A 14,557-nucleotide genomic window follows, 5' to 3' on the forward strand; every position below is an offset into this window, starting at 1 on the left:
CCAAACTGAAAATCCGCGAGGATTTTCAGAAGTAGGCGAGAACGAGCAATTACTTATAGCCATTGTTGTAGCACGTTTTTTTTAATTCATTTTTTCGTTTTCCAACTTTGCAAACTTTTGTTTGTCCGTTGGTTTAATATTAACTAATTCAAATCGATTTTTGTCCAAAATGTTGAAGTCGACAAGACTTAAATAAAGGTCAACAACATTTCTGTCAATCATTATTTTTCCGCCACCAGCCCAATGTCGGTCTGTTCCGTTTTTCTTAATTCTAGAAATCCAGTATTCGTCTCCGTTTTCTATATCATAGTAGTTTCCAGATATTCCACGAGCATTTGAATTTTTAAAAGCTTTTCCGTTGAAATAAACTGTTCTGCCGGTTTTTGAAAATTCAGCCATTCCAATCCAAGCAGGCCCATTATCTCCGAATCCACTTTTATGTTCTATATATCTTAATTCAGGGTTCATTTTTTTATTTCAAGTTCTCAAGGAATTCAATCGGATTTCTCATAAATCTGTCTGGATTTGAATCCTTGATTAATTCCGCCAATTCTTTAATGTTCGGATTACATAGATTTCCGTTTTCGTCCATTAAAATCCAGTCATTTCTATCACATAATTCCAGCATTGAATTTAAGAAATTCAGTTTTGAATCTCTTAAATCAGTCCGAAATCTAAAATCTTCTATAAAATTCTCCTTTTCGTTAAAGTCAATACTCAAATCGTGGTCAACTTCTCCGTTTTCGATTTTCCAACTTTCGTTATTCCACGAAGCTCTTGGAATAATTTTGTCAATTTCGTTTCTTAATTCCTCAATGTTAATTATAATTCTTTTCCACCATTTCGTCGAAATAGCATCTTCAAAGTCAGGTTCAGGTGCATCATTCAGTTCCATGTTGTAATTGTCCCAATACTTTTCCCATTCAGCGTGTTTTATTTCAAGCTGTTTTGGAATTCCGCCATATTTTGTTTCAATCGACTTTCTTGGAAGTACAAATGTCAGAAATTGATATGTTGCCATTGGGTTTTCTTAAATGTGGTACAACGGTTGAGCTAAGCGTAGTGCGGAGGCAAGGAAACTTTTCGTTTCCGTCTGGCGACGCAGCTAAAGCTTATTGTTTTGCTTTTTCTTTTTTGTTCCAAAGCTAAATCCATAAGATTTAGCGACTTCATAAATATACAGAGACCTTTCGGTTTTGCCCTAAAGTCCGCATTACGTTTAGGTTTTGTTGTGTGGCGTACTTTTCACCAACTAACTCTCGTGATAATTACCGATTTATTATCGTCCAAAAATCCAACAGAATAGTGTTTTCCATTTTTCCGTTGTCTAACATATTGTTTAGAATATGATTTTCTTCCTTTCTTCCGTTCGATGTAATCTAGCTGGTTAGAACCCATTTTGTTTTCTTTTTGGTCAAATCCAGCAGTTTTTAATTGAGTTTCTAATTGTTCTAGGTCATTTTTATCTAGTTCTATTAAAAATGAGGATGTATAATCTCCAAAATGGTCCGGAAAAGAAGCTGTCTTATATTTAATATTACCGCTTTCTGGAAATTCCAGATTCGTCACTTCTTTAAAATCAGCTTTATAGAATTCCGCAGATGGATAAACTGCACCGTAAATGAAATATCCAACAGTTAGAACTGGAATTAAAGAAAGCAATCTTATTCTTTTATCAAATCCTTTCTTTTTAATCCATCTGTAAATCAAATATGAAATTCCAATTGGTATTCCAATACACAGATTAATTACAATTAAAAAAAGGATTATTAATTCCATTCGATTTTTTCAGGATGACACACAACGGTCCGGGTATATCTTCCGGTAGGCGCAGCCTCCCGAGTGGAAGATTGCTGCGACTTCTGGAATATATGCTTAGTTGTGTGTAGTTATCTAAAGTAGGCAGTAAAGTCGGCAAAAGCAAGATGGCCTTTTATAAAAAGATTAAAAACGGAACCTATTAATTTGGCTTTCGCGTAATTTTTTTGTTTTTATAAAGGTATACGGACTTTTGACTTGCACTTTCTCCATTCTTCAAAATAAACAACCGCTAAAACCATCTTCGGTTTCTCTTCCCTTATTTAAAGAGTTAGCGTATTCTTCAGGTTCAACCAATTTTTCATACAAAAACGGCCCTGTTATTTAGAATGAAAATGAATGGTAACGTTAAGCTAACGATTTAACATAAAATTGAACTTTAGTTTATGGTATCACCATAATCAGTTAACAATGTTTGAGGATTACTAAGATATTTTTGTTGCAAATTATTATAACTAATAACCAAAGAACAAAATGAAAACAGTATCTAAATTGTTATTACTAGCAGGTTTGGTGGCTACTACTTCCTGTGAAAAATTAGAAGAACATGTTGGGCATGGTGGTCCAAAAGAAGATGAAGGAACAATGTTCGAGAACAAATCCGAGCTTGAGCCCTTAGTAGTAATGAATTCGAACTTTAACTTTGTAAAACCTTATTCTTTAATCAGTTCTACTGATATTTTAGAGGACGGTTTTCAATTAGTAGGTGCTCAAGATGGAGCCGGTTTCTTAAAAGAAGGTAACGGTTACATGTATATTGTAAATGCTGAAGATGATTATGCGGTTAGCCGTATCCATTTAGATGAAAACTTAAACCCAACAGGCGGTGAGTGGTTATTGAACTCAGGGGTTGCAGATTTCGCTCGTCAGTGTTCTGGTACTATGTGGGAAGCTGACATTCACGGTGGTGCAAAAGATATTTTTCTTTCTGCTTCAGAAAGCTTTCACTATGATGTTAAAGGTATAGACCCTCATGTTGCCGTACCTACGCCAACTGCAGATTTTGGTTTAGATGCTTTAGGTGAGTTCTCATGGGAAAACGCTGTTCCTTTACCAAGAGATACGTACAGTGGTAAAACGGTTATTATTGGTGGTGATGATGATTCTAGTGGTTCTGAAGGTCAGGTTACGCTTTATTACTCAGAGAATGGAGATGCCGATTTAAACAACGGTAAAATCTACGTTTTGAAATTTAAAGAAGTGGCTTCTGGTTCTACAGATGCAGATGGCAACCCTATTAGCCCAATGGCCGTTGAAGAAGGTGTCATCTATAACGAAGGTCAGTTGGCTTTTCAAGAAACTTACGAAGTAGAGTTTGTTGAAATAGAAAATGGTGCCAACATGACTAAGGACGAAATGGAAGATGCTTGTGTTGCAGTAGGTGCTTCAGCTTTCATGCGTGTAGAAGATGTAGATTACCAAAAAGGTGCTGTAGACAATGCTAGAAACGTATTCTTTGCCGTAACCGGTAGAGGTCCAGGAAGAGGCACTTACAATGACTGGGGTACAGCTTATAAATTAGAGTTGGATGACGATTCTCCTTTAACGGGTAAATTAACTCAAATCATAAGCGGTAATACAGATACGAACAATATGGACGGTAACCTTCCTGAGCTTCAGAGTCCTGATAACATTACGGTTACAGAGAACTTTGTATACCTTCAAGAAGATCCTAATTCTTTCGATAGAAACCACTCGGCTGCTATTTATCAAACAGATTTAAACGGAAACAATGTAAAAACAGTTTTGGAATTATTGATCAGAAACGATCTTGATCCATCAGGAAGCACTGGTTTCAGTGGTGAGTTTGGTGCATTGGTAGATATATCCGATAAAGTTGGGGAAGATGATACGTTCTTATTGAACCTTCAGCCACACTACTGGCAGAATGATGATTATAAGAGTAAAGACGGTCACGATATGGAATCTGAAAATCCTGACGCAATTGCAGCAGGTGCTAGAGAAGATAACCAAGGTGGTCAAATCATTATCTTAAAAGGTTTGCCTAGATAAGACCTTACTATTTTATGGTGAAAGACCTCTATCTATTGATGGGGGTCTTTCCCTATTTTATAATTTTTATTTCAACTTACTTCTGTTATGAATAAATTTCTCCTCTTTTTTTTATCGATATTTTGTATTCTTTCCTGTAAAAATAAAAATGAAGAACTAGCAAAAGTTGACCATGTCAAAACTACCGACTGGAGTTATGCACAAGAGTTCTATATAAAAAATATGACCAAGGCGGTAGATTTAATCGACTCCTTGAGTAAAGTTGATGCAGAGAGTGCCGAGGCCAAAAAAATCTTCAAAGAGCTCCGCGTTGCCTTTAAAAAAGCAGAACCCTATGCATCATATCTAAACCCAGAAGTTGGGCACCGTGCCAATGGCCCAGCGTTACCGGTCTTTGCAGAAGATACGGAACGCATATTGAATCCTATTGGTTTACAGAAAATTGAAGAGTCTATTTACGAAGGGGGAGAAGAACCTGCCGTTTTTAAAAAAGAAACGGTTTTGACCAAAGGTTTGATGGTCAATTTATTGAAAAATGTTACGGAACGGGATTTAAGTGCCGAGCGTTTTTTTATAGCCACTCATCAACAACTTTTACGAATCATTAGTTTAGGTATTTCAGGTTTTGATACACCTGTAAGCGGTTTGGGACTATCAGAAACGGTAGTGTCTTTAAAGGCTTTAAAAGAAGTTTATGACCATACGTTATCTGAACTCATAATAAATAAAAATACAGATTTAGATACTAATTTTCATCAAAACATAGCAAAAGCGGTCGCTTTTCTTCAAAAAAACCCAGATTTCAACACTTTTGACCGCTACACCTTTATACGGGAGTATATGAATCCTATTACACGTAATTGGGTGAGTATAAGAAAAGAAAGTGGTTTGTGGAAAGGTATAAATAACAAGCCTTTTAATTTTGATGCACCTACTTTCTTTGAAAAGGATGCTTTTAACCTCGAATATTTTACGCCTCCGGTCAATAGAAATCCATCAGAAAAACAGATTGCACTTGGCGAAAAATTATTCTTTGATCCTAACTTATCACAAACAAAAAGTATGGCATGTGTTACGTGTCACATACCCGAAAAAGCATATACTGACGGTATTGCCGTAAACAACGGAAATAATGGAAGTCCGTTGCAACGAAATACTCCAACTCTGATTAATTCCGCTTTTCAAAAAAGCTTTTTTTGGGACGGTCGTGCAGAGAATATTCTTGATCAAATTTCTATGGTATTCAGCAACGAACAAGAATTCAATACGGGCGTTCATGAATTTTCTACCGATATTTTAAAGGATACTACCTACCACGTTTTGTTCAAAGATGCTTTTGGAAGAATCTCCAATAGAAATACAGATATTATTAAAGCCATCTCGTCTTATATCTCCACTTTAAACGGGTTTGATTCTAAATTCGATAAAAATATGAGGGCTGAAGAGGATTCGTTTACTTCCGAAGAGAAGTTGGGTATGAACCTGTTTATGGGAAAGGCTCTTTGTGCTACCTGTCACTTTATGCCATTAACGAATGGAACCGTACCACCTTTCTATGCCGAAACGGAAAAAGAGGTCATAGGTGTGCCGGAAACCGCAGAAAATAAAATGTTGGATGATGATTTGGGATTCTACTGGCGCTACAATAAAGAGGAACATTTGGGCATGTTCAAAACGCCGTCCGTACGGAATTCAGAATTTACTGGGCCGTATATGCACAACGGTGTTTACAATACGCTAGAGGAAGTCATGGATTTCTATAACAAAGGCGGTGGAGGCGGAATGGGTTTTGACCTTGAACACCAAACCTTACCTTTTGATGAGTTGAATTTGTCCCAAGAAGAGCAACAAGCTATTATCGCATTTTTAAAAACTATGTCAGATACTAAAGTTGATAAAGAAAAAACAGCCCAATTGGTCCTTAATTGAACCTATTTTTAAAAGTAAATTTAAAGTTTACCTAACCTAGAATTAAAGAAAAGTAAGGCACGTACTTTTAGTAAATAACTACTTTGTGGCTCAGATACAAAACCGATATGAAAATGATAATTACAACAAGATTCCTTAAAAATATAGGTATACTATTTTTAGGTTTGTCAATGGCAATAGGATGTTCAAAAGAAAATGATAGCATTGATGATGTTGATAACGAAATTAGTAAAGAAGAAGATAAGACAGAAGAACCTGTAGCTGAAACTCCGGAGGAAGAGGTATCTGAAGATGAAACGTTATTGAACGCAGCAGAGTTTATTCAATCGGAAGAGAGTTTGTCCATCTCCGCCGAAGCTTTAGAGACTATTGATGATACGTTTGTAGCAATGCTTTCTGATGAAGACGGGAAGATTACTTTTTTTGTGCCCAGCAATGAAGCGTTTGCAGAATTTTTAACCTCCTTAAAAGAGTATACGGATGTTCTTGATTTTGATGAAGACCTGGAAAAAGAAATTCTTGCGCAGGTACTAAAATACCACGCAATAATAGGAGGCGCTAATTTCTCTACTGAGCTTTCTAACGGGTCTATCTTTGAAACTTTACAATCCGAAGAAATTAAAATTACGGTAGATGGTGATGTATATATTCTTGATACTACACAGTTACAGGCTAGAATAACTACAGCAGATATTGAAGTAGCCAATGGGGTTATTCACATCATTGATAAGGTTTTAATCCCAGAGTCTGTGCTTGCGGATTTATTCCCAAAAGCCTCTTTAATTCATTTGATAAATAATAGTGAAGACCTCTCCATGTTCTCAGATGCTATTATAGAAGCAGGTTTAGAAAGTAGATTTAACGATGGGGAATACACAATTTTTGCACCAACTAATGCGGCCATAGAAGAGTTGTTTGCAACGCTTGGTGATGAGTATAATTCCTTTTCGGATTTCACTAATATTTTAGAAAAGCAAGCTTTAGAGGAAATTATTCTGGGTCATGCAATAGCACAAGTAATTGTGCGTAATGATTTAAAAGTAGGGGAGTTACCTACTTTAATTGCTGATGATTCTATTGCAGTAGTAGAAGGCGCAGGCGGTTTGGCGCTTCAAGATGCATCTAAAGACGAAGCCAATTTTATTGATTTTGATATAGAAGCTTCAAATGGTATTATTCACACGATAGACAAAATTCTTATACCCCAAAAAGCACTTTTGCTTATAAACTAGATTTTTTATACAATTTTAAAATCGCCCTACTCATTTGTTTTACAAAAGAGTAGGGTGTTATTTTTTTGGAGTTTTATTCAGCATTATATTCCCTTACTCCACAACGCCAAAATCATAAATTACCGTTTCAAAATATTTCTCACCGGGCTTCAATAAAGTAGATGGAAAATTAGGATGGTTTACGGCATCTGGGAGATCTTGGGTTTCCAGACAGAGAGCCATATGGGGCGTGTAGGCTATACCATATTTCCCCGTAATATTGTCCAGACCATTACTGGCATATACGGTTATTCCGGGTTGGGTGGTAAATACCTCTAATTTTCTACCCGAGTTGGGTTCTATCACCTCTGCGGCCTTTTTCATTTCGCCATCCTCTTTATTCAAAACATAGCAATGATGATAGCCGTTAAGAGGAATGTCGGAAATTTTATCGCCTAATCGGGTCATGGTAGAAAGGTCCCAAGCAGTACCTTTTAATGCAGGTAAGTTTCCGGTTGGGGTAATGTCCTTACCAAATTCTGTATACGTATCGGCATCAACTATTACTTTATGATCATATATCAATTCTTTGGCTCCGTTCAGGTTAAAATAGCTGTGGTTGGTTATGCTTACATGGGTATCCTTATCGGTCTCGGCTTCAAAAGTTGCATAAATGGCATTGTCGTCATTTAGGAGATACGTAATAGTAACATCAAGATTTCCAGGATAACCAAAAGAACCATCAGGAGATAGATAATGGAATCGCAGTCCTTCTCCATTTTCATTTGATACGATTATGGCATCCCAAACGGCATCTCTAAACTCATTTCCGCCATGAATGGCCGTATTTTCTTCGTTGGACGCAAGTTTATAAACCGAATCGTTCATTACGAACTGGGCATTTTTAATGCGGTTAGCGTAGCGCCCTACCGTGGTGCCAAAACTGGGGTGTCCCTTTAAATAGTCTTGTAAATTATTAAAGCCTAGAACCACATCCTCTAATTTCTCATTTTTATCGGGTACGAAAAGGCTAGTAATAATGCAGCCCAAATTCATGATTTGCATTTTCATTCCATTTTTATTGGTAACCGTGTAAAGCGAAACCTCTTTGCCCTTTACAGTTCCCCAATGTTCCTTTTGTACAGATTGTGCGTTTATAGGACAGCTAATAAGCGCGAAAAGTGCTGTTAAGCAAAGAATTTTCTTCAAAATTTGAAATTTAAAAATCGCATCAAATTACAAAAAAGAAAAAGGGGTATAAAGTAAAAACAGGTCAAACTTTTAAAGCTTGACCTGTTTTTTAATTGAAAAAATATAAAACTGATTTCAGAGTAAAATCAACTTATAAACTTAGTATCTGACGCACCATTTGGTTAGTGAATCCCCATTCGTTATCATACCATGCCAATACTTTAAGCAAATCTCCATCTACAACCTTGGTTAAAGATAAATCGGTAATTGATCCGTAAGGACTTTTTATAATATCACTAGAAACTAAAGGAGCGTAAGTGGTTTGTAACACTTTTTTGTAACGGTCCGTTTGAGCTTCTTCTTCTAGAATTTTATTGATTTCTTCTGCAGTAACCGTTTTATCGGTAACAATAGTGATGTCAGAAAGAGAACCAACGGCAACAGGCACACGAATGGCCATACCATCAAACTTTCCTGCATATTCAGGAAGCGCCTTTGTTGTAGCAACGGCAGCTCCGGTAGTAGTAGGGATAAGATTGTTTATACCCGAACGCCCCATTCTAAAGTTTCCTTTATTAGGAGAATCTACCATGGCATTAGAGCTGGTATCTGCGTGAATAGTGGTCATGATGGCTTTTTTGATACCTACACGTCTTCCTATAATCTCTATAATTGGACTAATATTATTTGTGGTACAACTGGCGCAAGAGAAAATACTTGTTTTCCCATCTTCAGAATTTACACCGTGTACAACTGTTGGAATTTCAGGACTCTTAGAAGGCCCAGATAAAACAACCGTTTTAGCACCTGCTTTTATATGTCTGTCAGCATCATTATAATTAGTGAAAATACCAGTACTCTCAACAACCACATCAATGCCTAATTCTTTCCACGGAAGGTCTTCTGGATTTCTTTCGTTAAAAAATTTGATGGCTTTACCATCTACAATCAGTTTACCTTCTTCAAAAGCTACCGATTTTTCAAATTTGCCATGTACACTGTCATACTCCAGTAGGTAAGCTATGTTTTCAATAGAGGCGATATCATTTACCGCAACTACTTCTAGTTCAGGTGTATTAAGTATTACTTTTAATGTGGTACGGCCAATTCTGCCCATACCGTTAATTGCTATTTTCTTCATAAGGGAAGATTTAAAATGTTTGTTTTTAGGTTTTGTGAAAAAAGACATTATATAGTCGTTTTTCCACACATCTTTTGTCGTAAATAAACTCCGTAACCGACAGGAATCAAGTTAAATTCATGTTAATGAAAAGGCACGTTATTTTATGAAATCACAAAAGAAACTTGTTGTATACAAGAGTACGGAATAGGAGAGGTATAGTAGTGTTTCATTACACTATATGTGTGCTGTATAAATGTGGTAAAGGAAAAAAGGATTTTTGGAATAAGCTCCTGTATTTCTTATGAACAGTTAAGTGGGTAATGCTGGTACAGCATTTTTTTAGAAGTACGTTTTATTTATACAGAAAAAAGTCTTTATACTTTTCTATGAACAATAATAAGGTTTTGTAATTGCTTACAGGGTTTATAGTGTTCCCCACACCTTCTATTAATTAGATTTTTTGTTGGTTGATTTTAAGGCGGAGAAAATTTTAGGAAGCCTCTGTTCCATACTATTGATGACTTATTAAAGTACACCAAAACTTAATAAATGAAAACCAATTTTTCGTTCAATTGTCTTTCATCTTCTTCTATAGGAAAATCATTTGTTCTAATAAAACGGCCTTTTATTTGTCCGTTATCGTCAAATTCCCAAGTTTCATTTCCACATGCACGGTACCACATAAGATTTGCAGTCCTATATTCATAGATAAATTGTACAGCTATACTCTTATCTGTATGAGCCCAGTATTTTAGGAATAGCTTATAATTTACTTCCCTTTTCCATTTAGCCGTTAGAAATTCTTTAATCTCCTTATGGCCTTTCAGAAATATGTTTCCACTATACCATTCGCTATCTTCAGAACAAATTAACAATGCTTCAAAAGGATTTTTACTGTTCCAAGCATCTTCTACCGATTTAATTTTTTGTTTTGCCGTTTCTAAATTGAAGGGAGGGAGGGGTAGATGTTGTTCCATAAGCTAGTTTTAGTACAGACCTTTCTGTAGGGTTAGTAAAAAATATTAATCTTTTAAAATTTTAATGCAAGCCTTTTTAGCAGCTATAAGCGGCCAAGTATTTTTTTGAATTTGGGACAACATGATAGCACCTTCTATAAGGACCATTACCTCGTTACTAATTTCTATAGTATCCATTTCTTCAGATGCAGTTTTATTCAATTCATTTTGTATAAACTCGTGTACTTCATTTTTATACATACGAACTGCGTCCTTAATTGATTCCTGATCCTTGGGTATATCTGTTATGATGTTTTGAAAACCACAGCCTCTAAAATCAACCTCGCCCAACCAATGCAGTAAATAATCAAAAATGCCAATAATTTTATCGTTTCCCGGACTATAAGCAGATATAAACTCCGTCATTTCTTGAGAAATCATGCGTTGTCTTTTTTCTAAATAGGCAACAGCAATAGCTTCTTTAGAACCAAAGTGCCTGTACATGCTATCTTTCGAAACCTGAGCCTCTTCTATAATTTTATTGATTCCGGTTTGGTTGTAACCGTCAAAATAAAATAGCTCTGATGCCGCCGTTATAATTCTATCCTTTACGCTTTCTTTAATTATCATATGATAAATATAACTGGTTTATGACAAACAGACAAGTCTGTACGATTATTAAAAATGCTAGAAAGTATTATCATATATTAATTCAAAAGAACATCGAATTATAGGATAATGGAGATATGACAGGTTATTAGTAATTACTAGTAATGAAAAAGTTACTTAAACCGATTTTTTGGTGCTTGAACAGCAAAATATGCAGTTTATCGATGATTTTAACATAAAAAAAGCAGTTTTAAGTCAAAACCTATGAATTATTGCTAAGTACAGATGTAAGAGTTTTAACGAACTTTGTCGAAGATATTAACCCCTAATCGAATTTATTATGAAAAATGCGCTAACCTACAATGTGCTTTTTGCCTGCGTCTTTTCGTGCTGTTGCAGTTCAATGACTGCCCAGTATTCAGATAGCAGTAATGCTACCGAGATTCATCAGGCTACCAACAAAAGGATGGACAACTATCAATACCTTAAAAAACAAGGGTATAAAGATAAAGCCATTTTTGAAGACTTGGGAAATGCCAACTTCCTCAACAAAAATTATGATACCGCTTTATTTTGGTATGGTAAATTAAAAGAAGTAAACGATGGCAGCTTAAGCAAAAATTATCAGAAGCGATATGACTTCGCTATGACCAAGTATCAAAATATTGGATCAACTACCGGTTCCGATACCAATGATTGGGTCGCTCAAATTGAGTCTGATTATAAAGTGAAGAAACAAAAACAAAAAAATATATTAGATCAACCTTTAACACAAAGGTATAGAGAGTTAGATTTTCAACGTACTGACGGGCAATTTATAGTAGACGATCAAACTATTGTTGAAAACGAACTTAGAGTTTTCTTAGGTGAGGAAAATGTGGATGACAACGGGTATAAAATGCCGGTTGCTGTTACTCCAGACGGCCAAACCGCTTATTTTAGTAAAAAGGTAAATGTAAAACCTTTGTACGGTGTTTTCTCCAAAAGCGAAGAAGTACATAAGATTTATAGAGCCGATAAAGTAAGAGGAGAGTGGAAGAATCTAAAAGAAGTAGCTGTTGCGCCTAAACATGCGTCTGCAATGCATCCTTCTATATCTGCAGATGGTAAACGTTTGTTTTTTGCCTCTAACATGCCAGGAACTTTTGGTGAGTACGATATATATGTATCTGCCATTCGTAAAGACGGAAGCATGGGCGTTGCCAAGAACCTTGGTCAAAAGGTAAATACTAAAAAGGATGACCTTTATCCTAATGTAGTTGGAACCAATACGTTGTTCTTTGCTTCAGAAGGTAGAAAAGGACAAGGCGGATTAGATGTGTATATGACACAAGTGGGTCAAAAACATGTAGATCTTGCCGTTAACCTTGGTAGTCCAATAAACAGTGGTGAAGATGATTTTGCTATTTCTTTCACTTCAAACAACGGAAAAGGATATGTAATGTCTAACCGAGGCAACAATAAAAGTACGGTAGAAAAGGTGGCTTTCACCTATGCCAACAAAAGAACTGCCGAAGATGATGGCGAGTATAGAGCGCTTGAAGCATTTAATGCGGATTCTAAAGCACGATACACTTCAAATTCATTTGAGGAAGATTAATAAAGATGGGGGATACAATAGAGCCGGCGATTACCGTCGCCGGTTTATAACCCACCTTTAGGTAATCTAAATGTTCTAAGAAAGAATGGACATCTACCACAAGAGTTCCGGATTTCAATACAATTAGAACACACCTTATTACCCCAGTTTTTAATAATCCCAAATATCACTACCATGAGCTACAAAAAAAATAATATCAGCACAATCTACCTGCTCCTTTTGTTATGTGCCATTTTTGGTACACAAGCTACCTACGGGCAAGAAGCATTGACGGAAATCAACACCAAGAGCACATATCACAACCAGTTGTTCTTTAATAGATTTTTGATTAACCCAACGTTCTCATTGGTTAGAGAGAATAAATCTTATGTCAATATTCTTCACAGAAACCAATATGCTACGTTCGAAGATAATAACCAAAACTATTTTTTGGGCTTTAGCAATCAACTAAACGAGAATGCTGCATTAGGAATTAGTGTTTACAGCCAATGGTCTGGTGTTGTTCAAGAATTTGGTTTTAATGCCAACTACGCAACAGCAGTAAAATTAGGCGATGAAAGTAAATTAACCTTTGGTACCAACGTAACGTATTATACAGAAGGTATAGATCAAAATAGAATAGTAGTAGCTGATACAGATACTAAAATTGCAGAAACAAAGAAAGAGAGCAAAATAGCGATTCAGCCAGGGGTAACCTTGTCATTAGGAGGATTTGATTTTGGTCTTTATGCTACTGAGCTTTTTAAATATAACCAAACAACCAATGAATTTTTAACAAACCTAAGTACAAAGAGTGTAAAAGCTTCAGTACAGTATACTCATCAGTTTTTGGCCAATAGAGGTCTTTTTGCCAATGCACGCTTAATGCCAATGGTACAAGTTGGTAAGAACATAGATGGTGGGTTAGGTTATGTTGGCTCTATCTTATTAGACTTACCTAATTACGGATGGCTTCAAACAAATTTTGATGATGATTATGGCCTTTCTTTAGGTCTAGGTTTCAACTTAAGCAAGCGTATGTCTTTAGGATATTTGTTAGAAAAGGATTTAATGACGGATGATGCTGATTTAGGATGGAATCACGAAATATCTTTAGCGTATACTTTTGATAACCATGGTTCTAGTATGGATGCTTATGCAGATAGCTCTGAAGATGCCAAAGTAGACCGTATCGTAAGAAACTACGAAGAACAGATTTTAAGATTAACAGCAGAGAACAAAGAGAACAAGAAAAGAAACAATACTCCTATGGCTAGTAGAAACTTTACTAGTGCTGCAGCCACAGATATGGAAAGCGATATGAACGGAATGGCTTATGAAAATCGTTTGATTTTAGATGAGATGATTTTAAGACAAGATTCTATAGATAGCGCTAGAGATGCTGCTTTTGAAGAACGTTTAAAATCTTTAGTAGATGTTCTTAAACAAGAGATAAAAGAAAACTTGAAGCCAAATGTAGAGGAAGAGGTTATGCCGGTTCCACCAGAGTATACTGCTTTAGCAGCTAATACGGTAAATAACGCTCCTAAGAATAGAGAAGCTTCTAGCCAAGATAATGATGCTAGGTTCAATGATGTAAGTGACTTCTTAGTATTGAACGACTCTAAAATGTCTGAGGCGACAAACAAGCAGGAAGAAAGAACAATTGAGGTTGTTGCAGAAACAAGTTCTAAATCAATTGTAGAAAATGATATGGATGCTAAAGAAATTAAGGATTATGTAAAGCTTCCAATAAAAATATTGAACCAGTCAGATATTGTAGGTGTAAAATCAGGTTACTATGTGATTGCTAATGTATATAAGAACAAAAAGTATTTGAATGCTTTTATGGAGACATTAAAAGAACAAGGTCTTGATGCCAGACAGTTTTACAATAAAGAAAACGGTTTACATTATGTGTACTTGGCAGATTACAACTATAAAGAGGAAGCGGAAACGGCTTATGTTTCTAATCTTAATGGAAAGTACAACGACGAAAAATGGATAATGCAAGTAGATGATCATTCGGCAGTAGTGAATAACATGTACGAAGATTAATAACAATATTAACTTATGGTTAGTGGGACCTGATTTTTTGGTAGAGAATTAGGCTATAAATAGCGGGGGA

12 protein-coding genes are annotated in these 14,557 nt (G+C 35.8%); 5 read left to right on the forward strand and 7 right to left on the reverse strand.

The window, feature by feature from the left end; genetic code table 11:
- Window positions 1–81: 81 nt before the first annotated feature.
- From IWB64_RS14565 to IWB64_RS14575, 3 genes are all read right to left on the reverse strand, one after another.
- A complete protein-coding gene (locus IWB64_RS14565) occupies window positions 82–468 on the reverse strand; it encodes a hypothetical protein (protein ID WP_194534692.1) in 387 nt (128 codons plus the stop codon).
- Window positions 469–472: 4 nt separating this feature from the next.
- Window positions 473–1,021: a hypothetical protein gene (locus IWB64_RS14570; protein ID WP_194534693.1), complete on the reverse strand. Its 549-nt coding sequence runs from the start codon at window positions 1,019–1,021 to the stop codon at window positions 473–475.
- 224 nt (window positions 1,022–1,245) lie between these two features.
- Window positions 1,246–1,779 (reverse strand): hypothetical protein, encoded by a 534-nt coding sequence (locus IWB64_RS14575; RefSeq protein WP_194534694.1) that lies wholly within the window; start codon window positions 1,777–1,779, stop codon window positions 1,246–1,248.
- Window positions 1,780–2,292: 513 nt separating this feature from the next.
- On the opposite strand from IWB64_RS14575, the gene IWB64_RS14580 reads away from it, so the two are divergent.
- The 3 genes from IWB64_RS14580 (at window position 2,293) to IWB64_RS14590 (ending at window position 6,992) form a co-directional block, all read left to right on the forward strand.
- The gene (locus IWB64_RS14580) at window positions 2,293–3,831 is read left to right on the forward strand and encodes a PhoX family protein (RefSeq protein ID WP_194534695.1); all 1,539 of its coding nucleotides are present in this window, start codon (window positions 2,293–2,295) and stop codon (window positions 3,829–3,831) included.
- Window positions 3,832–3,918: 87 nt separating this feature from the next.
- Entirely contained in the window at window positions 3,919–5,760 is a 1,842-nt protein-coding gene (locus IWB64_RS14585; protein ID WP_194534696.1) for a cytochrome-c peroxidase, read from the forward strand.
- Window positions 5,761–5,873: 113 nt separating this feature from the next.
- The gene (locus IWB64_RS14590) at window positions 5,874–6,992 is read left to right on the forward strand and encodes a fasciclin domain-containing protein (RefSeq protein WP_194534697.1); all 1,119 of its coding nucleotides are present in this window, start codon (window positions 5,874–5,876) and stop codon (window positions 6,990–6,992) included.
- A gap of 93 nt (window positions 6,993–7,085) precedes the next feature.
- Here IWB64_RS14590 and IWB64_RS14595 read toward each other — a convergent pair whose 3' ends face one another.
- The 4 genes from IWB64_RS14595 to IWB64_RS14610 all read right to left on the reverse strand — a co-directional run bounded on the left by IWB64_RS14595 (window position 7,086) and on the right by IWB64_RS14610 (window position 10,871).
- Window positions 7,086–8,180, reverse strand: a complete 1,095-nt coding sequence (locus IWB64_RS14595) for an aldose epimerase family protein (RefSeq protein ID WP_194534698.1) — start codon at window positions 8,178–8,180, stop codon at window positions 7,086–7,088.
- 133 nt (window positions 8,181–8,313) lie between these two features.
- On the reverse strand, window positions 8,314–9,303 hold the full coding sequence (gene gap, locus IWB64_RS14600) for a type I glyceraldehyde-3-phosphate dehydrogenase (protein ID WP_194534699.1): 990 nt from the start codon (window positions 9,301–9,303) through the stop codon (window positions 8,314–8,316).
- Window positions 9,304–9,827: 524 nt separating this feature from the next.
- Window positions 9,828–10,262 (reverse strand): DUF1348 family protein, encoded by a 435-nt coding sequence (locus tag IWB64_RS14605; protein ID WP_194534700.1) that lies wholly within the window; start codon window positions 10,260–10,262, stop codon window positions 9,828–9,830.
- Window positions 10,263–10,307: 45 nt separating this feature from the next.
- Entirely contained in the window at window positions 10,308–10,871 is a 564-nt protein-coding gene (locus IWB64_RS14610) for a TetR/AcrR family transcriptional regulator (RefSeq protein WP_226975904.1), read from the reverse strand.
- 319 nt (window positions 10,872–11,190) lie between these two features.
- Between IWB64_RS14610 and IWB64_RS14615 the strand changes: the two genes are divergently transcribed.
- Window positions 11,191–12,450 carry a TolB-like translocation protein gene (locus IWB64_RS14615; RefSeq protein ID WP_194534701.1) on the forward strand — a complete coding sequence of 420 codons (1,260 nt, stop codon included), beginning with the start codon at window positions 11,191–11,193 and terminating at the stop codon, window positions 12,448–12,450.
- A 174-nt stretch (window positions 12,451–12,624) separates the two neighbouring features.
- On the forward strand, window positions 12,625–14,487 hold the full coding sequence (locus IWB64_RS14620) for a PorP/SprF family type IX secretion system membrane protein (RefSeq protein WP_194534702.1): 1,863 nt from the start codon (window positions 12,625–12,627) through the stop codon (window positions 14,485–14,487).
- The last annotated feature ends 70 nt before the right edge of the window (window positions 14,488–14,557 follow it).

The sequence above is a fragment of the Zobellia nedashkovskayae genome, from assembly GCF_015330125.1.
In the GTDB taxonomy this organism is placed as follows: Bacteria; Bacteroidota; Bacteroidia; order Flavobacteriales; family Flavobacteriaceae; genus Zobellia; species Zobellia nedashkovskayae.